Raw genomic sequence first — 18980 nt, 5'->3', positions numbered from 1 at the left:
ATAATTAGATGGCTTTTCAAACGTGACGAGCAATTCTGAGGAGACTTTTTCAGCTATCAAGTCCTACAAATCCAACTGAAATTCCGATTCAATCCCCATAAGAACCTCACCGGTTTCGTGCAACAGCGCTTTCATGCTTGGCTTTGCAAGCCGCACGAAAGCTTAGTTGTTGTACGCTGGTTTTATTCTTTCCAAATTTTATTTTTAATAATATCCGCAATAGTTGTGAAGTCTACACCATATATAGCTGCCAGCTTTCTGTATGATTTGCCTCCTAAAGCGTATTCAATTCTTATTTGTCTTATCAATTCAAGAGTTAGTTTTGCTTTGGGGTTATTCTCGCCAGACATTTTTTTGGAGTGTTCTGGCCTTTTCTTTCCCTTAAAAGCATGATTTTCGCTAATTTTTAATTTATGTTCTTCAGTTAAAGTTTTACCTGAATGATATTCACTCATTTTCGCTCTTGCAGATTTTGAATGTTTCTTTCCAAAGAATGGGTTTCTTTCTCCTAATAAATTGAGCTTTTGATAATCACTAAACTTTTTTCTTGATTCTTCTGACCAATTACCACCACCAAAATTTGGATTATTTTCCCCAACCCAATCTCTTTCTGCTGCATTTTCTTTCATCTTCTTTAATGCAGCCTCTGTATGGACATATCCCGTTGAGCCTTCCCCACCTTCCGTTAGATTACATAGATTTTCAAATCCGAAATATTGAATCGTTAGCATTTCTTGTTTAAACACCTCTTTTTCATCAGGGCTTTCAAAGACTTTTTTATAGATGATTTTCCCTCCATTGGAAATCAACTTGAGGATTTTATTTTGTAAGTGCTTATTATGATGATCACCAATTATTGCATGTTTTTTATGCCAATACATTCTCGTATCATGTCCTTTTCCTACATAGAAAACTTCATTATCCAATGAACTTATTAATAGGTATATGTAAAATATTCTCTCCTTTGGCATAATTCAACTTGCGTATAACGGTTTGGGGCTTTGTTTTTTGACGGGTTTCAAAGAACAAAACTGTCAACCAGCACTGAACTTGAATAGAAGCACAAAGCTCCAAGTTTGCACGTCACCCCGCCTGGCGCAAAACCCATTTTAGCGGCTGCCTTTATTTCTTTCATGGTTTATCTAAATATTTTTTCAATATCCAACCTGTCTGCGGTAAATTGTCTATGGGGTCAAAATAGCTTACAAAAACCCACTTGTGATGAATTTGAACAACAATTAATTCAAAGTCTTTCGGAAGTCTTGCAAGTGTCAATGTTTTTAATTTCGGTTTAAGTTTTACTTCACAAGCTCGGTTTGTGATTCGGTATTCATTGGCTTGTTTAAATTGTTCGTTTACCAAATTAATAAAATGCAAAACAGAGTCTTGCTTAATTGATATTTGATTTAAGTCAGCTTTTGTCGCTGATTCTGGTTTGTCTTTTAGAAAGTCATAGTATTGGTGTATGTCGGCAAACCGTAGAAAAATGTCAATGATTAGTAATGCTGATACGCCAAGTACTTTATGTTTTTTGAGAAACGCAAAAACTAAAGTCAGTAACACTTGAAATTGTCTTTGCTGTTCTTTAGTAACTTCTTCTGTTAGCGTTTCGGTAAAGTCAAGAGCCTTTTCTGTAACTTCTTCAAAATCTTCAATTATTGTCCAATTTTTTTGTTGTGCCGCTAATGCGGCAATGTGTCCTGAAATGCCACCTAACGCAAAATGAAGACTATTTATTTGTGTTATCGCTGGCGATTGAATTCTAAGAGCGTCTGTCATTGCTCTTATTCCACCAAAAAGTTGTTCGTGTTGCCTGTTTATAGATGTTATTGCGTCAAGTGTTGTTTGCGGAATACCAAAGTTTGAATAAGACTTCATTGACTTTGTTAATGCGTCAAATGCTAAAAAAGTAGGGCTTAATGCCGTTTTTTGTTCTTGCATACTTTTCGAAAGTTCTGTCACCATAGATACGCCACTTAAACTTTTCATAAGTCGGTCATGCTGTTGCATACCTTTGGTAAGCTCTGTCAGCATACTTATTCCACTAAGACTTTTTATTGTCTGCTGTTGTTGTTGTAAGATTTTTGCAAGGTCAGTAAGTCCGCTAAAACCACTTGTCATTCGTTGTTGAAATTTTAGCATTTCTGAAAGTTGAGAACTTAGACCTAACGACTTATGGATATTTTGTGTCAATTGAGAAGCTTTTATTATGTCGTCAATTCCTGCCATTTTCAATTTTAATGTTTTGGTTTTGGGTGTCTTCTAAGGTTGCCACTAACTTATTTATATGTGCACCTTTGGTATAAATATTCCCCAAATCTTGGTCGGCTATGTGCACCCTTTAGGTCTTTTATTACCAAAAAAATTCGAAAATTTCCCCCTTTTTATCCGACTGAAGATAGGTTTTAGTTCAAAGTCTGGCAAGGGAAAATCCTAGGAAAAGAAAGAATTTTTAGGTTCAAGTGTTTTTAAGGATTCGGGTTTAAATCCCATCCAAGCTCTTCCGTTTCACCTGCCCATTTTTCTTGAATTCACTCGGGGTCATTCCCGTTTCTTTTTTGAATTGGGCACTAAGGTAAGCAACAGAACTATAGCCCATTTTGAAGGCAATTTCGGACAAGCTCAATTCATCGTAAAAGAGGAATTCTTTTACCTTCTCGATCTTTTGGAGGGTGTAATACCGCTCGATGGTGATGCCTTCTACTTGGGAGAAAAGCTTGCTCAACCCGCTGTATTCCTGATTTAGCTTTTGTGAAAGGTAAGAGGATAAGTTTTTCTGAAGTTGGTTATCCTGATGATGCACCAGATCAATTATCCCGGTTTTGATTTGGGAAATCAGCGCAGACTTGCCTGATTCCAAGAGTTCAAAACCTCGATTTTGAAGTAGTTGGGCTAGTTTTTCTTTTTGCGCCTCAGAGATGGATTTTTCCAAACGCACCTTTCCCAATTCCACTTTGGCCTCCAGATTTTCACCGGAAAAAATCTCCGACACTGCTTCGATGCAGCGGGGACAGACCATGTTTTTGATTAAAAGTGAAGTGGACATAAAATTGGTGATTGAATTTTTCTAACGAGTGGAAATGAGTTCAAAGTTCCTTCGAAGGCGAAACCAGATTATTTCGATTCAAAGATCTCCAACTTTTTTCCACCATAATAGCCGACGATTGGCATCAGGATAGGATAGAGCATGTAAATGAATCCTGAAAGCATAAAAGTGTAGGTGCCTCCCAATTCAAAATAGGCAAACAAAGCTGAAAGGAAAGGGATCAACCCTGCTGTGGCATTGAGTCGGATGCTGTTTTGGGTGAGGACTTTTTCTACCGGACTGAGTGAGAGCTGGTCTGCCTTTTTCAGGGCTCGGACATTGAGCCAAACAAAAATCAAGAAGATGGCGGTGGCTCCTAATCCATAAATAACCATTAACTCCGGAGCGTCTTGCAGTCTTATTTTTTCTTCAAAAATAGAATTCATTAAGGATTGATTTCCAGTAAGTAAAGCCCTATAAATTTCAATTAAAACCTGAAATAAAAATTTGAGAGGATATGTGTAGAATAAGACCAAAAAAAGAAGGGCAGTATTAATGGCCGTGGTCCCTGCGTCCCGCAACCCAAACCGGATGAAAAACAGGTAATGCTGATACCAAATCGCCATCAAAATGGAAATGGTCCCCGCAAAAGGGATAAAATCCTTGATGAAAACGCGGAGTTCATCGTAGGTTTTGGGAGGACTGCTGGATAGTAGCAGCAGGCCGATTGCAATGGCAAAAACTCCGTCACTGAGGGATTCTATCCGGGTATTTTCCAAACCCCTCAGGGTAAACCCAAGATTGGACTGCTTCGATTGGATTTTTGATTTCATGCCTTTGAATAAAAATAGCCAAAGAAATATAAGCTAAAATGCTAGAATCCATTACTTTATTCTCTTGAAAAATACATTTCATTTAATTTCTTCCTTATTTCTTAATTGAGTTCGAAAGCATTGTCCAAACTCAGGCTATTCGCAATATTGGCAGCTTTTTTGATAATTTGGAATTGTAAAAAAACCAAACCTTACCCAATCATGAAAAAAATTAAATCTACCCTCGTCCTTTTCCTGGCCATGGGATTTCTATCAGCTACTCTTTTTACTTCTTGCGGAGGTAAAAAGGAAGAAACTTCTGAAGAGGCTACTGAGCAAATGGAAGGAGAACATCCCGCTGAAGGCGGTGAGCACCCTTCAGAACATCCTTCAGAGCATCCATCTGAAGATTCTACAGCTACTGACAGCACTGCTTCAGCTTAATTTTGAAAAGATAAAAATTCAAAAGGTTGCCATTTGGCAACCTTTTTTAGTTTATGACTTTCTCTGGAAAGTAAATCGGGTAGGGGCTTTGACTTCCTTTCCGGCAATTTCCAAATAAGGATAAGCTAGAAAATTTATGGGTCCGGAGGCAGGGGAAGGACTGACTTCCAAATCTCTTCCTCTTGTCAATTCAATTCGATTGGCAGGATGCCTTCCAAAATAGTAAGTGGCCAAGGCCGTATATTTATTGGCCTCGCTGATATCTACAGGCCACCATTTTCCATCGGCATAAAATTCCGCCCAGCAATGATATCCATCGATTCCTCCTTCATTACGATCAGAAGGTATAGAAGCACCAATTGCAAATCGTGCAGGAATCCCAACCGATCTGGCTAAAGAAATAAAGAAGGAGTGGAATTCCGAGCAATTCCCCGTTTTGGAATCACAGGCATAGTTGGAATCACCACGTCCAAAATCCCCAAACTTCATATACCGCATGTTGTCAATGATGTAGTCATACAGGGCTCTTGCCTGAATCAAATGAGATTCATTGATCTTCGGCCCTAGTGCTTCTTTTGCTATTTCCTCAAATCGGCCGCCTTTGGGCATCAGGATATTAGAAGCCAAATCGACTTCAGGATCTGGTGCAGGAGCTTCATATGGCCCTTTTTCTTTTCGATTGACCGAATAGGCAATCTTGATATCTTTTCCACTTTGCCCCGGGCTGAGTTCCAGATAAAGGATGGTATTCTTATTCACCGGATCATTGAGTTTTTTGGCTTCTACCGGGGTGGAAATTTCCAGAACCTCCACTGTTTGAAATGGATCCGATTCGGCCAAAGGAATCCAAAGTTTGGCTTTTTCGGTCAAAGGGGGTACAGTGACAGTATAATAAAACTCGAAGCTGTCCTTGCCTTCGATCACTCCTAAAAGAGAATTGTCGGTTTGTTCCATGGGTACTCGATACCAAGTTTTGTCTTTCTTTTGTTTCCAGCTGTAAAAAGGTTTTCCGTTTAATTTATGGACGGTAGTCTGGGTGACTTTCATTTCACCCGGCTTTCCCTCCATGAAAAAATCCACGTCAAAAACTTCCCCGCTTTCATCCACCAAGTCCACGCAGGCAAAATGACTGTCAGGACCTAGGTTAGAAAGATACTCGGTATGAACTCTAACCAGTTTCATTTTAAGGTCGTGGTTTTCGTCCTTCACAGGAAAAATACCCTCATTTTCAGCCGAAACTTGGGCAATGTAAGTCTTGATTCCTTCCTCGATTTCAGCAATGGAAATACGTTCTTTTGGTGCTTCCACCACCGTTTTTTCTTTCTGTTTTTGGCAGGAGGAGAAAAATAAGGCAGTCAAAATCAAGGTGAAACTTGAAAGTCTTAAAGCATTTTGGATCATCATTTTGGGATTGGTCAGCTAAGCAAAGCTGAAATTAACAGGTAAAACAGGGAAGGACAAACCAGACATCCTAAACCCGTGTAAAAGGTGGCGGTCACTGCTCCATAAGGGACCAATTTGGGATCAGTGGCAGCCAATCCGGCAGCTACCCCGCTGGAAGTGCCCATGATTCCTCCAAAAGCCATAGCTGAACCGGGACTTTCCAACCCGATTTTTTTGGCAAAAATGGGAGTGAAAATAGTTACTGCGATGGTCTTGACCACTCCCGTGCCGATACTCAAGGCAATGACCTCCGAGCTAGCCCCCAAAGCTCCTCCGGTAACCGGTCCCACGATGTAGGTACATGCTCCTGCTCCGATGGTACAAAGGCTGACCGCATCCCGATAGCCCATTACCCAAGCCAAAGCAACTCCAGAAATGAAAAATACAGCTATTCCCAAAATCAGGGAAATAAGTCCGAGAAGTCCGCTTTTTCGGATCAGCAGAAAACTGGCTCCAATCGCTGTAGCCACAATGGCAAAGTCCCGAAACATGGAGCCTCCCAAGACAGAAAGACCTTTGAATAAGTTGATATCTGCCAATCCTTTTTCTCCTCCGGCAACTACTCCTCCCAAATAGCCGAAGAAAAGCGCTAAAAAAATGGCAATTGCCGATCCTGGAATTCGTGACTTCAGGACTTTTTTGGAGAAAAGATCCGTTAACCAAGTCAGCAGCCCCACCAGAAGAAAGGCGACAATCAATCCGTTTTTGTCCAAAACCTGAGTCAGCTCATTCATGGGAAGAGGGGAGGTTTTTGATCAGAATTTTGAATACCCAAAAGGCCAAAAATACCGGGATGATACCAGCCAAAATGGCCAAGGTCCCCGAGGAGAGTGCGGATTTGACATTCAAACTGGCTGCCATGGCAATGACCACCGGGATGTAAAGCTTGTTCCAGAATTCGATTCCAAATTCCAAATCGGATTTCCACCAGCCTTTTTTGCTTAGGTATTCTTTGGATAGCAAAAGGAAAATCATGGCAAATCCTACGCCTCCCACATTGGCATTGATTCCCAGCCAAGAACCAAGCAATTCTCCGGACCACATGCCCAGAAGAAAGGAAAAGGAAAGAATAGCAAGTCCCTGAATCATTTTGACTCTTGGTTAAAAAGCTTCTTCAATTCGTTTTTGACCACTTTTCCCATGGCATTTCGGGGGAGTTCATTCAGGATCAAATACTTTCGGGGAGTTTTATATGCGGGCATTTGTTCCCTCATCCATTGATTGAGGACCTTTAAATCCATGGGTTCTTGGGTTACCAAGGCCGCTGAGACCAATTCTCCCCATTCCTCATCCGGTATTCCTACTACTCCACAGTCCTTGATTAAAGGATGCTTTCTCATAACTTCCTCAATTTCCAATGCAGAGATTTTATAGCCTCCGGATTTAATGATATCTACTGAATCCCGGCCTAAAATGCGGAAATATCCCTCTTCTATCACTGCCACATCCCCGGTTTTGAACCAGCCGTCTGAGGTGAATGATTTCGCTGTGGCTTCCGGTTTTCCCCAATATTCCTTGAAAACTGATGGGCCTTGGATCTGGATTTCTCCGGGTTGGCCTGAATCTACTGGCCTGTTTTCCTCATCGACTAACCGGGTCTTTACTCCCGGAAGTGGTTTTCCAATGTATCCGGCTTTTCTTGGGCCCTCGTAGGGATTGCTGATTGCCATGCCGATTTCGGTCATTCCATAGCGTTCCAAAAGGTAATGTCCGGAGATTGCTTTCCATTTTTCCATGACAGAAACGGGTAAGGCTGCCGAACCAGACACCATCAAGCGGAATTGCTTCATGCATTCAAATAACGCATCTTTTTCCTTTTCTGAACTCGATTCAAATTCAGAAACGAGCTTGAAATAGATCGTCGGAACAGCCATGAAGACATTGATCTTTCCTTCCAGGAATTTGCCGAAAACCTGCTTGGCATCAAATGGATGAAGAAATTCCACCGTGGCTCCTGACCAAAGGGCACAGGAAACGACATTGATGATTCCATGTACATGGTGTAAGGGGAGAAGGCAAAGGGTGTGGTCTTTTTCTGTCCATTTCCAGGCTTCGATCAGAGTAGAAATCTGAGACTCGATATTGGCGTGCGTGGTCAAAACCCCTTTGGGGAGGCTGGTAGTCCCTGAAGTGTAAAGAATCATGGCCCCACGGCTACTTTCTATTTCCGGAAGAATAGGGCTGGAACCGGAAGATTCTAAATCAGAGAGGTTCAAAAAGCGAATTCCTTTTTCCTTTGCATATTTCGAAAGCAATTCCACATATTCCGGACCTGCGATGATTATTTCAGTTTGGGTATCCTCGATTACATAAGTCAAGGAAGGGAGCGGGTAGGTGATACAAAGGGGAACGGCAATTCCTCCCGCTTTCCAGATAGCCCATTGGATTTTCACATAATCGAAATCCGGATTGACCATAAAGGCCACTCGCTTCTCATTCAAATCAGGATTTCCCTGGAGAAGGAAGGAGGCGATTTGGTCGGAATAAGTATTGAGTTTTTGAAAAGAATGACTCCCTTCTGAGTCTATAATGGCTGTTTTCTCAGGGAGAGAAAGTGCTTTGTTGAATAGGTTGAGCATTTTGGGCAATTTTTTGAAAGATAGCCAAAGATGCTTTTCAAAAAAAAGCCTTCCTTTCAAAGGGAAGGCTGATGGAGTTTTACAGCAAATCAGTCATTAAAATTGCCTGATCTTGTTTGATTTTGCCGGCTGGAATTTCGGGATCTTTATTGAGCATTCTTACCAGCATTTCCTTTTTTTCCTCTCCTGTGATCAGCCAAAGGATGTTTTCTGCCTGATTGATCAAAGGGTAAGTCATGGTCATTCTTTGCCTGCCTTGGTAAGGTTGGTCAGTAAGTGCTATCATTTGATTTTCCACATCACAGACTTTATCACCGGGGATTAAGGAAGCTGTATGTCCATCTGCACCCATCCCCAGGTGAATCAGGTCCAGCTTGCTATTACCGGTGATTTGCTCAATATGCTGAGCATATTCCTCACAGGCCTCCTGCAGATTTTCAGAGATGACGTGAATAGGGAATATATTTAATCTGGTCATCAGTCGGGTTCCTTGAAGAACCTGAAAAAGTTGGGTAAGATTTCTATCCTCATGACCTTCAGGAGCAATTCGCTCATCTACCTGAAAGAGATTGATTTTTTCCCAAGGCAAATTCTCTTGTGCCAGCTTAGCCAGCATTTCCCATGGAGTTCGCCCTCCGCTTATTGCGAATGAAAATGAGCCCTTACTTTCAATTTTGCTTTTTGCCAAAGAAGAAATCCATTGTGCAGCCTCATGGGCTACCTCCTCTGCAGAAGAATAAACGTTGATTTGCATAAGTTACTTTTTTGAAACAATTGGATTTTTCCAGCCTCCGGGCGGCATTACTTGCTTATCCGTTATTTCCGGCCCCCAGGATTTGGGTGCATAGGGATACACTGGATGATCTTCAGCGAGATATTCATCGACAATTTTCCATGCTTCTTCCACGTAGTCCTGACGCGCAAAATGGGTCGGATCTCCAGCCATGGCATCTGTCAAAACCCGCTCGTATGCCTCTTTTTCATTGGGGAAAGGGGTGGGATTTCCCTGAACTTCACTCAAAACAGACGCCATGTCTTCCTCCGGAGCCATGATCAGCATTCCGAATCCCACCGAGACATCCGGACTGATTCGGAAGCGAATATGGTTGGGTTGGGTAGCTATGGAAGAATAGGCGGAGGGCAAATGCTTGAATCTGACCAGAATTTCGGTACAGGTTACAGGAAGGTATTTCCCTGCCCGGATAAAGAAAGGAACGCCTTTCCAGCGCGGAGAATCTATATGAAGCCGAATGGCTGCGAATGTTTCTGTTTTGGAGTTGGGGTCAACTTTATTTTCCTGCAAGTAGCCTTCATATTGACCTTTGACCACATCTTCTGATTTGAAAGGAGCAATGGCTTTGAGCACATTGACTTTTTCATCCCGGATGGATTCACTGTCGAGAGCTTTTGGAGGCTCCATGGTCAGATTGCAGAGAATCTGAAAGAGGTGATTTTGGACTACATCCCGAATCGCACCTGTATTGTCATAGAAAGCTCCCCGACTTTGGATGCCAAAATCCTCAGCCATGGTGATCTGCATAGACTCTACATGATCTCTGTTCCAAACCGGCTCGAGGAGTGAATTGACAAAGCGGAAGAAAACGATATTGTTGACAGGACGCTTTCCTAAATAATGGTCGATCCTATAAATTGACTTCTCTTCAAACTTGGATAAAAGGATGGAATTGAGTTCTTTAGCTGACTTTAGGTCTGTGCCAAATGGCTTTTCTACAATCACTCTTGCTCCTTCTGCACATCCTGAGGCGGATAGCTGTTCAATGATTTTGGGGAAAAGTACAGGAGGAATCGCCAAGTAATGAGTGGGATTTTTGGCATCTCCCAAAGCGGTGCGAATCCTCCGGAAGGTTTCCGGGTCGGTATAGTCACCGCCGACGAATTGAAGTTTTTCGCAAAACTGACGAAAGGATTCTTCAGTGAATTTTCCGTGTTTTTGGATGCTTTCTTTGGCTCGCTCTCTGAGTTTTTCCAAATCATAATCCCCCCTTGCCACACCGATGATCGGGACGTTCAAATTGCCGCGAATCACCATTTGATTCAGAGCAGGGAAAATCTTTTTGAAAGCCAGGTCTCCCGTAGCTCCATAAAATACTAATGCGTCAGATTTGACTTGTGTCATGTTGGAAATAATAAGGGAGTAGGGGCAGAATCAGATTTTAAACTCTCTTTCCCAAAGTCTGAAACCCCCGGTGAAGGCATTTTTGTTCGATCCTAGACGGCATTTATCGGGAATTTCTTCCAAGTATTTGGAATTTCCACCGCCAAGGACGATTTCGTCAGGCTGGAAACAGTGTCTGAAGTGTTCGATCGTTTGATAGACAAGTTCTTTCCACTTCTTTTTTCCTACCTTTTTCATGGCAGCATTACCGACATGGGTTTCAAATGTGCCCTGTTTGAATGGGAGGTGTCCTCCTTCGAGAGGAAGAATAAGGTCTTTGAAAACCATGGCTGTACCCAAACCTGTCCCGAAACCCATAAAGAGAAGTTTGCCGCCTTCATAGCTTCCCAGCGCCTGCATGGCTGCATCATTGATGATTCGCACGGGCATTCCAAAAGCTTTCTGAAAATCGTATCCCATCCAGCCTTTTCCCATGTTGACCGGATCTGCTGCGATGACTCCGTGTTTTACCACCCCGGGAAAGCCAATGGAGATCGCCTCATAGGGCCAATCTTTGGTGGCATCTTTGACCAGAGGAATCAAATCTTCCGGTTTGAAATCGCTTCCTGAGGGGATTTTTATTCTTTCGGGCTGACCCGTGGCCAAAAGCTTGATGTTTGAGCCGCCTATGTCGATTACGAGTACGTTCATTCAGTAAGGTGAGTCGCTTCTTTATATTTCAAATATGGTTTTGAAAATTAGAAGGAGGAAATATTTTTCCAGATAGTTTTCAAATTTTTATTCCGATGGCGAACTCAGTTTTTAAGATAAAATTTATTTAATTCTGAATTATTCTTTAAATACGAATAAAAGTTGGATTTTTTTATAAAAACAGAATCATTTTACTTGGCAATGGAATTTTGAAACGGGCTTTCTGTGGGACCGATTCTCAATAATTTTTCAACCAACTTCTAGGTCTACCAAAGGATCCAAATGATCAATAACTGATTACTCTTGAACATAAAAAAATGGTGGAACCGAAGTCCCACCATTCGGGTGATTGGAAAAATGATAATCAGATGGAAACCAGTTTGAAATGCATGTTGGATTGGTCCTTTCTATTCCAGGAAATTTCTTTGCTCAAATGGTAAAATGCCTCCAACAGGGGAGCATTATCGATTTGACCTGCGTCAATAGCCTTGAAACCAATATGTTCTATCAGTCTTTTGATTCTGATTTTATCCGGTATGTTTTCTCCGCAGTAATAGGTTTCTTTGATTATTCCCAAGTGGTCGGATTTGGGATAGTCTATCCCCAGATTATTAAAGGCTTTGAACAAGAATGCCTTTGGCGCTGCCTTTTTGAGGTGCTTGGTGGTGGACACTGCCAGTTTTTTGTCATAGTGGGCATTGGTACAGTCTACAATCAGTTTATCTGAAGTGTCCACATTTTTTATAGCCTTGAAAATATCAGGGAGAAACTCATTTTCTGCACAGATCAGCACGATTTCCGATTGGATAATTGCCGACTCATAGGGGCAAATTCGATTATAAAGCCGATTGAGTACTTTCCAATCAGGGGCTTCTACATCAAAATCTGATCGTACTCCGAAGACGGGATTCAAACCGGCTTCAATGCATTTTTTTCCGAGGGTTTGTGCGAGTGAAGTCCCGCCGAGAAATCCGATTTTCATAAAGTCAGCTATTCGTTTGTTGAATATTTCTGTTTCAATTGGGAGTATAAACAGCTGAATATTAGGATAAAATACCTATTGATCCAAATTTAATTTTGAAAAAAATGAAAAAACAATATATTATTCAAATATGATGAATTGAAATGCAAAAAACAGATAGTCAAATATTTATAGTTTAATCTGTGAAGACATAGATTTTTTGAGCTTTCCTGAAATCAAGGCTGAATGAGTAGAGTGAGGAAGGGTGAAATGGAAGGGCTCTCCTTACGGATTTTAATGTTGCCTAATTTAAAAATGGATTAAAAAAAATGTCTTATTATTAAATATTGTGCAAAAAGTAAAAAATATGGTTTTAAATTTAACCAATAAAGTCTCATATTGAGATGAAAATTAAGTTTCAGGTTAAAATCTGAATCAACCCAAAATAATCTGGCCGAAATCTTTCCCACTTTTCCACGGTGGTACGATTTTGATCTTTTTCCAGTAGCAACCAAACCTATCAACAATCATGAATAAATCATTCTCCAGAAGAGATTGGCTCAAATCCAGTCTGCTTGCAGCATCGGGCTTTATGGCGGCTCCTGCTTTTGCCTCCATTCCTGAAAGAAATCTAGTTCAGTACAGTGCTAAAAGTACGCTGAGGGAGTTTTTGCCTGATTCCCACCTAGCCGAAACCCGATTAATTGCCCGATTAAATGCCAACGAAAATCCCTATGGCCCATCTCCCAAGGTGGTTCAGGCCATCGCCAATTCGGTGGCTGAAGGAAATCGATACGGGCACGGTGATGCCCAAACGCTGATCCGGATGATTGCAGAAAAGGAGGGAGTAAAGCCTTCCAATATCATGTTGGGGCCTGGTTCTACAGACTTGCTGGAGAAAATTGCTATTACACGCTTTCAAAATGGCGGAAATATAGTCTCGGCAGATCCATCTTACATGTCTGTGATGAATACGGCACAGGCCATGGGAGGAACTTGGAAGCCGGTCACCTTGGCAGCTGATTATGCCCATGATTTGAATGGAATGCAAGCGGCTATCGACTCGGATACCCGACTGGTCTATATCTGCAATCCAAATAATCCAACCGGTTCGATCACAGATGCCACCGCTTTGAAGGAGTTTTGTAAGACTGCCTCTGCTAAAGTGCCTGTTTTTGTGGATGAGGCCTATCTGGAGTTTTTACCTAATCCAGAAGATCAGACGATGGTAGGTCTAGTAGCTGAAGGAAAGGATGTTATCGTCGCTAGAACTTTTAGCAAAATCCATGGAATGGCCGGTCTCAGAATCGGATACATCGTGGCTACCGAGGAAAGGATAGAGAGCATTACTTCCAAAGTCCGAAGTACCATGGGCCTTTGTTTGACTTCATTGAAAGGGGCTATTGCCAGTATGCAAGAAAGGGATTTCCTCTCAAGTTGCCGCTCTCAAAACCAAGATTGCAGAGAATTTGTCACCGAAGAAATTATCAAGTTGGGCTATCAGCCTATCCCTTCCTACACCAGCTTTTTGATTTTTCCAATCCACATGGAAGGGAAGCAATTTATGAATGCCATGGTGCAGGAAGGAGTAGGGATAAGAACCTATGAAATGTATGAGAAGCCTTGGTGTAGGGTAAGCATGGGTACCCATGATGAATTGGAGCTATTCTTGGAAACATTCAAAAAAGTAACGCAAGCATAAGCCGAACTTATGGTTTTGGGATTAGAAAAAACGGTATCCATTCTTCTATTGATTCTCTTGGGTTATTTCCTTCGGGGAAAGCTAATCCAGGAGGATCATAAAAAAGGGCTGAAAGTGGTGATTCTTGATTTGTCGCTTCCGGCTATGATTTTTGTGGCCCTGCTGGGCATCAAGATGGATTCTGAGTTGCTTTTACTTCCAGTCTTGGTGCTGACTTGGAATGCAATCATGCTGGGCGTGAGTTATTTTATTGTACCCTGGCTCGGCGTCAAGCCCAATTCTCCTCAGCATAGAACCTGGATGTTGCTTTTTCCTTCTTTAGCTCCTGGATTGTCTTGCTTTCCGTTTATAATTGAGTTTTTGGGTGAGGAAGCTTTGGCTTGGGCTGCCATCGGGGATGTGGGCAATAAGCTATTCGTATTGGTGATTTCCTATTTGCTAGCCATGTCGTGGTATTATCGGGTACAGCATTTGGGTGCTCAGTCCAATAAGCAAAAGGTGAAATCTTTGCTTTTGGCTATGCTAAAGGAACCCATAAATCTGGTTCTGATTTCCTCTCTTTTGCTCTTGTCTTTTGGATTTAATCTGAGCTCACTTCCTGAATTTTTCAGAAGCCCAGTCCTGATGCTTAAGGATATGATGACTCCGCTGATTCTTTTATTTATCGGTGTTTCGGTGGTACTCAAGTGGACCTCAATTCAAAAAATCTTCTCCATTTTGATGCTTCGGGCAGGGATATCTTTACTGATTAGTGGATTGATTCTCACCTTTATTCCTATTTCAAGTGCCACAGCAGTTCTGTTTTTGCTTGTCTTTCCTTTGTCCAGCGCTTCGTTTTGGCCCTTTGCCCACATGGCAGGGATAGCCAAACTGGAAAGCCAGAATCCATCCGGGAAAAAGACTTTCGATTTGGAGTTGGCTATCAATATTTTGGCCGTTTCCCTTCCTTTTAGTACGATGTTAATACTTTCGATTTTGACAGGTGGAGAGTATTTTCTATCGCCAGCACCGGTTTTGACTTTGGGAGGTATTCTCTGCACTTTACCTTTTCTTCCCAGACTTTGGGCTCAGTTGAGGAGTTTAAGTTTTGATTTTGAGACCGAAAAAAGTCCAAGTTTAAAGAATAGTCCTAAGTAGTGGAGAAGTGGGATTTCAGGGGTTTTACTTCCCGATACAAAACTTCGAAAAAATATTCGCCAGCAAATCATCCGTCGTCACTTGTCCAGTAATCTCCCCGAGGTAATGCAAGGACCTTCGGATGTCCATGGCCAGAAAATCATTGGTCACTTCCTGGTCTAGACCTGCTAATACATCGAGTAGGGATTCACGGGTTTTGGTTAGGCTATCGTAGTGGCGTACGTTGGTCACGATAGTATTTCCGGTACGGAATTTATCCAGATTGACCAGTTCCAAGATTCGGGATTTGAGGCCTTCCAGGTTTTCTTTTTTTCCTGCCGAAATAAAAATTGTGTCCGGATGTTTTTCCTTTAATTCATTGATAATATTTTCTTTAGCCTTATCTGTCTTGTTTGCTACTTTAAGAAAAGGAACTCCCAAATTCTCCAGCTTATTGATATCCCGGTTGATCTCCACCAAGTCTGTATCGCTCAGGTCAAAAAGATACAAAATCAACGAAGCGGTCTTCATTTTCTCCTGAGTTCGGCTGACTCCGATAGCTTCGATGGTATCAGTCGTTTCCCTTAGTCCGGCAGTATCGATGAAGCGAAATATGACTCCGCCAATGCTGATTTCATCCTCGATAAAATCCCGGGTGGTACCGGCGATATCGGAAACAATGGCTTTCTCTTCATTTAGTAATGCATTTAAAAGCGTGGATTTTCCAGCGTTGGGCTTTCCTGCTATGACGGTGGGAACTCCGTTTTTGATCACATTCCCCAAGTCAAAGCTGAGAATCAGCTCTTCTACGATTCTCAGAATGCGCTCGACCAAGACTCTCAGATCATTTCTGCTTGCGAACTCCACATCTTCTTCCACAAAATCCAATTCCAACTCAATCATGGAGGCAAAGTGAATCAGCTGATTTCTCAGTTCCTGAATCTCTGAGGAAAATCCCCCCCGCATTTGATTCAGGGCGGCTTGATGGCTGGTTTCTGAATCTGCATGGATCAAATCCGCAACTGCTTCGGCTTGCGCCAAGTCAAACTGTCCATTGAGAAAGGCCCTTTGGGTGAATTCTCCAGGTTTGGCTAGTCGAACCCCCTTTCGGACAAATAGCTTGAGAACCTGATTGATAATGTATGAAGAACCATGAGTGGATATTTCCACCACATTTTCCTTAGTGAAGGATTTGGGAGCGATAAAAACAGAAACCAGAACCTCGTCAATGATCTTTTCTCCATCCCGAATAGTCCCAAAATGAATGGTGTGTGAGGGGACTTTTTCCAGATTTTTTCCAAAAAATACAGAATTGGTGACCCGGATGGCATCTTTTCCGGAAAGGCGGATAACTGCTATGGCACCGACTCCCTGAGGTGTGGCAAGGGCGATGACGGTATCTTCCCTTTCAGCAAGTGAAAAACTCATAGCTTGGGTTTGAAGGCTTTTTCGATCAGTTCATCCAAGCTTGTCAAAAAATCAGAAGCGGGTCTATAGCCTGGCATTTGGGCAATATTCTGAAGTTTGGGTTCGATAATCACAAAATTTGGGTAAGACCTGACCCGCATAGCTGCTGCCATTTGGGCTTCATTGTAGGTTTTACCCATGAATTCAAAGGTTCTTTTGGTGTCCTCTGCATTTAATTTCACAGCATAGAAGTTGGAATTGATGTACTCCACCACCTTGGCATCGGTGAAGGTTTCCTTGTCCATCTTTTTGCACCAGCCACACCAATCGGTGTAGACATCGACCAAAATCATTTTCGGGTTTTGGGCATTGGCTGCTATTGCTTCTTCAAACTTCAACCACTCGATTTGGCCTTGGGCCAAAGAGGAAGTGCTCAGAAGTAATCCGAAAAGTAAAATGCTGAAATATTTCATAAGTGACGATTTCAAATTCCAAACGACTGAGGAAGAGGAGAAGTTCCGCTTTTGCTGCTGTTCCGCTTTCTGTTTAGCAAAACGCTTGCCCCAAAAAACAATCCAGCCACTGTCACCATCATTCCTGCGATCGAGCTATCCAACCAGTAGGCAAGATAATAGCCAAAAAAGGAAATCAAAATACCCAAAATCACGGTAACCTTGAGGAGGGGAAGGAGACTTTTGGTCCAAAGGAAAGCTGTGGCAGGAGGCACAACCAGAAGAGCCACAACCAGAATTGCCCCGACTGATTCGAAACTGCTAACTGTGGTGTAGGAAACCATGCTCATCAGGGCCAGATTGATTCCTTTGGACGGGATACCGATTACAGAACCAAAGCTTTCATCGAAGCTGGTAAGGGTTAACTCCTTAAATAATAGATAGATAAACCCGGACACAAAAAAGAAATTAAGCCCGGCAAGCCAGGTGATTCTTGGTCCCAGATTCAGTCCGCTTTTGGTAATCCAAAGGTCAATTGGCAAATAGGCGATTTCTCCGTACAGTACGCATTCCTGATCTAAATCCACTTTGTACGCAAAAATATTGATGAAAATAATCCCAATGGCGAAAAGTAGGGTAAAGGTGATTCCGATGGAGGCATCGAGCTGAACCCGAGCTTTTTTGCGCAGCCAGTCAATCATCAATGTGGCCAAAATCCCAAGCAGGCCAGCCCCCAAGATGACTTCCAGACTTCTTTGACTTCCTGAGACAAAAAAACCAATGACAATCCCCGGCAAAACGGCATGGGATATGGCATCACCCGTCATCGACATTTTGCGGAGCATAAGAAATACGCCCAACATGCCGCAGGAAATAGCGATCAGGGAGCCGGTGAAAATGATCAGAAAGGCGTTGGAATCGAAAGTCATGGTCGGTCTCTGGGAATGGTTTCTTGATGGGGATCCAAGGCAGGGTAATTCAGTCGTTTTTCAAGCAAAGCTTCCAACTCTGGAGTAAGCAAATGCTCCAGCTGCTCTGCCGAATCATGCACATGATCCGGGGCGATATTCATGGATTCATTGAGGTAAAGTTCCCACAATCGGTGAAGTCGTACTATCCTCATCGCTTCTGAAATACCTGAATTACTTAATTCTATAAAGCCTTGATTTTGATTTATGTATCTATTTTGTTTTAAATCTCTGATACCAGCCTGGGTTTGAGGTCTGTGGTAGGGGTAGAGCTCATAGATTTCTTCTATGGGTAAGGATTTTTTACCTTCTTCAAGAGCTTTGTAGAGCGCTTTGAGCAAATGCTCTCGGTGGGTTTTTCTCAGGTATTTCTTTCTGGCAAAGTAGCGAAACAGCATCCCGCTTTTTGGGGAGAATAAAAATGAAATCAAGGCGATCAAGGAAAGAAAAACCACTACCCAAGGTCCGGTGGGCATCTGCGGAAGAACAAAAGAAACGTATGTTCCCATCACTCCTGAAATCACTGAAAACAAAGCAGCCAAAATCAACAATGTGCCCAGCCTATCTGTCCAAAATCGGGCTGAAGATCCCGGAGTGATCAAGAGGGCAGCCATTAATACTACTCCTATAGCCTGTATTCCGATCACCACCGCAAGAATCATCAGCACATTGAAGATAAAGGAGATGGTTTTCATGGGGAAACCAATAGAATCCCCGTATTCCCGATCAAATACCATCAGCCGGAACTCTTTTAAAAAGAAGGTCAAAACCAAAATGATAAACAGAGCCAATCCTCCATACAGCATCAGATCTTTTTCGGAGATTCCGATCGCGTTTCCGAAAATAAAGGTATTCAAGCCGGCTATTTCCGGGTTACCAGACTTTTGAAGTGCAGTCAGCATGACTATCCCAATTCCAAAAAACACAGAAAGAATGGTGGCGATAATGGCATCTTCACTGAGTTTGGTGTTTCTTTTCAGCCAAGTGCTCAAAAAAGTAGCCACTCCTCCTGATAAAAAGGCTCCCGTGACTATGTAAACCGGGTTCTTTTCTCCCGCCAAAATAAATCCTAGGCAAATTCCCGGAAGGACAGCATGTGAAATGGCATCTCCCAAAAGGGCCTTTTTATCCAAAAAAGAAAACGTACCCACATAAGCAGATCCAATTCCGAGCAGGGTGATACCGAGAACGACCCATAAAATGCTCGGATCCTGAAAGGTGAAGAAATAGACAAAATCCTCCAT

At 42.3% G+C, this 18980-nt stretch carries 19 protein-coding genes; 3 read left to right on the top strand and 16 right to left on the bottom strand.

Annotation, left to right across the window (positions count from 1 at the left end; translation table 11 throughout):
• Positions 1-182: 182 nt before the first annotated feature.
• The 4 genes from AAA938_RS06235 to AAA938_RS06220 all read right to left on the bottom strand — a co-directional run bounded on the left by AAA938_RS06235 (position 183) and on the right by AAA938_RS06220 (position 3858).
• Positions 183-971 (bottom strand): NUMOD3 domain-containing DNA-binding protein, encoded by a 789-nt coding sequence (locus AAA938_RS06235; RefSeq protein WP_338227777.1) that lies wholly within the window; start codon positions 969-971, stop codon positions 183-185.
• A 160-nt stretch (positions 972-1131) separates the two neighbouring features.
• Positions 1132-2229: a hypothetical protein gene (locus AAA938_RS06230; RefSeq protein WP_338227776.1), complete on the bottom strand. Its 1098-nt coding sequence runs from the start codon at positions 2227-2229 to the stop codon at positions 1132-1134.
• A gap of 253 nt (positions 2230-2482) precedes the next feature.
• On the bottom strand, positions 2483-3046 hold the full coding sequence (locus AAA938_RS06225; RefSeq protein ID WP_338227775.1) for a helix-turn-helix domain-containing protein: 564 nt from the start codon (positions 3044-3046) through the stop codon (positions 2483-2485).
• Between the two features lie 68 nt (positions 3047-3114).
• Entirely contained in the window at positions 3115-3858 is a 744-nt protein-coding gene (locus AAA938_RS06220) for a TMEM175 family protein (protein ID WP_338227774.1), read from the bottom strand.
• Between the two features lie 201 nt (positions 3859-4059).
• Here AAA938_RS06220 and AAA938_RS06215 point away from each other — a divergent pair, with 201 nt between their 5' ends.
• Positions 4060-4281 carry a hypothetical protein gene (locus AAA938_RS06215; protein WP_338227773.1) on the top strand — a complete coding sequence of 74 codons (222 nt, stop codon included), beginning with the start codon at positions 4060-4062 and terminating at the stop codon, positions 4279-4281.
• Positions 4282-4332: 51 nt separating this feature from the next.
• Here AAA938_RS06215 and AAA938_RS06210 read toward each other — a convergent pair whose 3' ends face one another.
• The 8 genes from AAA938_RS06210 to AAA938_RS06175 form a co-directional block, all read right to left on the bottom strand.
• Positions 4333-5685 (bottom strand): transglutaminase-like domain-containing protein, encoded by a 1353-nt coding sequence (locus AAA938_RS06210; RefSeq protein WP_338227772.1) that lies wholly within the window; start codon positions 5683-5685, stop codon positions 4333-4335.
• 11 nt (positions 5686-5696) lie between these two features.
• Entirely contained in the window at positions 5697-6458 is a 762-nt protein-coding gene (madM, locus tag AAA938_RS06205; protein WP_338227771.1) for a malonate transporter subunit MadM, read from the bottom strand.
• Positions 6451-6813 (bottom strand): malonate transporter subunit MadL, encoded by a 363-nt coding sequence (madL, locus tag AAA938_RS06200; RefSeq protein ID WP_338227770.1) that lies wholly within the window; start codon positions 6811-6813, stop codon positions 6451-6453. The genes madM and madL overlap by 8 nt, the downstream gene beginning before the upstream one ends.
• A complete protein-coding gene (locus tag AAA938_RS06195) occupies positions 6810-8303 on the bottom strand; it encodes an acyl-CoA synthetase (protein ID WP_338227769.1) in 1494 nt (497 codons plus the stop codon). Before AAA938_RS06195 ends, madL begins: the two co-directional genes overlap by 4 nt.
• A 79-nt stretch (positions 8304-8382) precedes the next feature.
• Positions 8383-9057, bottom strand: coding sequence for a 6-phosphogluconolactonase (gene pgl / locus AAA938_RS06190; RefSeq protein WP_338227768.1), 675 nt, complete (start codon positions 9055-9057; stop codon positions 8383-8385).
• A gap of 3 nt (positions 9058-9060) precedes the next feature.
• Entirely contained in the window at positions 9061-10440 is a 1380-nt protein-coding gene (gene zwf, locus AAA938_RS06185; RefSeq protein WP_338227767.1) for a glucose-6-phosphate dehydrogenase, read from the bottom strand.
• A 30-nt stretch (positions 10441-10470) separates the two neighbouring features.
• On the bottom strand, positions 10471-11130 hold the full coding sequence (locus AAA938_RS06180; RefSeq protein ID WP_338227766.1) for an ROK family protein: 660 nt from the start codon (positions 11128-11130) through the stop codon (positions 10471-10473).
• A 364-nt stretch (positions 11131-11494) separates the two neighbouring features.
• A complete protein-coding gene (locus tag AAA938_RS06175) occupies positions 11495-12112 on the bottom strand; it encodes an NADPH-dependent F420 reductase (protein ID WP_338227765.1) in 618 nt (205 codons plus the stop codon).
• A gap of 508 nt (positions 12113-12620) precedes the next feature.
• Between AAA938_RS06175 and AAA938_RS06170 the strand changes: the two genes are divergently transcribed.
• Together AAA938_RS06170 and AAA938_RS06165 are read left to right on the top strand one after the other, a co-directional pair.
• A complete protein-coding gene (locus tag AAA938_RS06170) occupies positions 12621-13793 on the top strand; it encodes a pyridoxal phosphate-dependent aminotransferase (protein WP_338227764.1) in 1173 nt (390 codons plus the stop codon).
• 9 nt (positions 13794-13802) lie between these two features.
• Positions 13803-14930 (top strand): AEC family transporter, encoded by a 1128-nt coding sequence (locus AAA938_RS06165; RefSeq protein WP_338227763.1) that lies wholly within the window; start codon positions 13803-13805, stop codon positions 14928-14930.
• 24 nt (positions 14931-14954) lie between these two features.
• On the opposite strand, the gene mnmE is transcribed toward AAA938_RS06165, so the two are convergent.
• From mnmE to AAA938_RS06145, 4 genes are read right to left on the bottom strand one after another with little or no spacing between them, the layout of a single operon-like run.
• The gene (mnmE, locus tag AAA938_RS06160) at positions 14955-16337 is read right to left on the bottom strand and encodes a tRNA uridine-5-carboxymethylaminomethyl(34) synthesis GTPase MnmE (RefSeq protein ID WP_338227762.1); all 1383 of its coding nucleotides are present in this window, start codon (positions 16335-16337) and stop codon (positions 14955-14957) included.
• Entirely contained in the window at positions 16334-16789 is a 456-nt protein-coding gene (locus AAA938_RS06155; protein WP_338227761.1) for a thioredoxin family protein, read from the bottom strand. Before AAA938_RS06155 ends, mnmE begins: the two co-directional genes overlap by 4 nt.
• An 11-nt stretch (positions 16790-16800) precedes the next feature.
• A complete protein-coding gene (locus tag AAA938_RS06150; RefSeq protein WP_338227760.1) occupies positions 16801-17697 on the bottom strand; it encodes a metal ABC transporter permease in 897 nt (298 codons plus the stop codon).
• Positions 17694-18980, bottom strand: a complete 1287-nt coding sequence (locus tag AAA938_RS06145) for a metal ABC transporter permease (RefSeq protein ID WP_338227759.1) — start codon at positions 18978-18980, stop codon at positions 17694-17696. Before AAA938_RS06145 ends, AAA938_RS06150 begins: the two co-directional genes overlap by 4 nt.

It is taken from the genome of Algoriphagus taiwanensis, from assembly GCF_036245645.1.
Classification (GTDB): Bacteria; Bacteroidota; Bacteroidia; order Cytophagales; family Cyclobacteriaceae; genus Algoriphagus; species Algoriphagus taiwanensis.
Note: the sequence above shows the minus strand (reverse complement) of the source record. Positions and strands in the feature narration are given on the sequence as shown.

Bases quoted from the DNA above. Each gene is read 5' to 3' on its own strand.
- AAA938_RS06235 (WP_338227777.1), bottom strand. From the start codon at position 971: ATGCCAAAGGAGAGAATATTTTACATATACCTATTAATAAGTTCATTG.
- AAA938_RS06230 (WP_338227776.1), bottom strand. From the start codon at position 2,229: ATGGCAGGAATTGACGACATAATAAAAGCTTCTCAATTGACACAAAAT.
- AAA938_RS06225 (WP_338227775.1), bottom strand. From the start codon at position 3,046: ATGTCCACTTCACTTTTAATCAAAAACATGGTCTGTCCCCGCTGCATC.
- AAA938_RS06220 (WP_338227774.1), bottom strand. From the start codon at position 3,858: ATGAAATCAAAAATCCAATCGAAGCAGTCCAATCTTGGGTTTACCCTG.
- AAA938_RS06215 (WP_338227773.1), top strand. From the start codon at position 4,060: ATGAAAAAAATTAAATCTACCCTCGTCCTTTTCCTGGCCATGGGATTT.
- AAA938_RS06210 (WP_338227772.1), bottom strand. From the start codon at position 5,685: ATGATGATCCAAAATGCTTTAAGACTTTCAAGTTTCACCTTGATTTTG.
- madM (WP_338227771.1), bottom strand. From the start codon at position 6,458: ATGAATGAGCTGACTCAGGTTTTGGACAAAAACGGATTGATTGTCGCC.
- madL (WP_338227770.1), bottom strand. From the start codon at position 6,813: ATGATTCAGGGACTTGCTATTCTTTCCTTTTCCTTTCTTCTGGGCATG.
- AAA938_RS06195 (WP_338227769.1), bottom strand. From the start codon at position 8,303: ATGCTCAACCTATTCAACAAAGCACTTTCTCTCCCTGAGAAAACAGCC.
- pgl (WP_338227768.1), bottom strand. From the start codon at position 9,057: ATGCAAATCAACGTTTATTCTTCTGCAGAGGAGGTAGCCCATGAGGCT.
- zwf (WP_338227767.1), bottom strand. From the start codon at position 10,440: ATGACACAAGTCAAATCTGACGCATTAGTATTTTATGGAGCTACGGGA.
- AAA938_RS06180 (WP_338227766.1), bottom strand. From the start codon at position 11,130: ATGAACGTACTCGTAATCGACATAGGCGGCTCAAACATCAAGCTTTTG.
- AAA938_RS06175 (WP_338227765.1), bottom strand. From the start codon at position 12,112: ATGAAAATCGGATTTCTCGGCGGGACTTCACTCGCACAAACCCTCGGA.
- AAA938_RS06170 (WP_338227764.1), top strand. From the start codon at position 12,621: ATGAATAAATCATTCTCCAGAAGAGATTGGCTCAAATCCAGTCTGCTT.
- AAA938_RS06165 (WP_338227763.1), top strand. From the start codon at position 13,803: ATGGTTTTGGGATTAGAAAAAACGGTATCCATTCTTCTATTGATTCTC.
- mnmE (WP_338227762.1), bottom strand. From the start codon at position 16,337: ATGAGTTTTTCACTTGCTGAAAGGGAAGATACCGTCATCGCCCTTGCC.
- AAA938_RS06155 (WP_338227761.1), bottom strand. From the start codon at position 16,789: ATGAAATATTTCAGCATTTTACTTTTCGGATTACTTCTGAGCACTTCC.
- AAA938_RS06150 (WP_338227760.1), bottom strand. From the start codon at position 17,697: ATGACTTTCGATTCCAACGCCTTTCTGATCATTTTCACCGGCTCCCTG.
- AAA938_RS06145 (WP_338227759.1), bottom strand. From the start codon at position 18,980: ATGGAGGATTTTGTCTATTTCTTCACCTTTCAGGATCCGAGCATTTTA.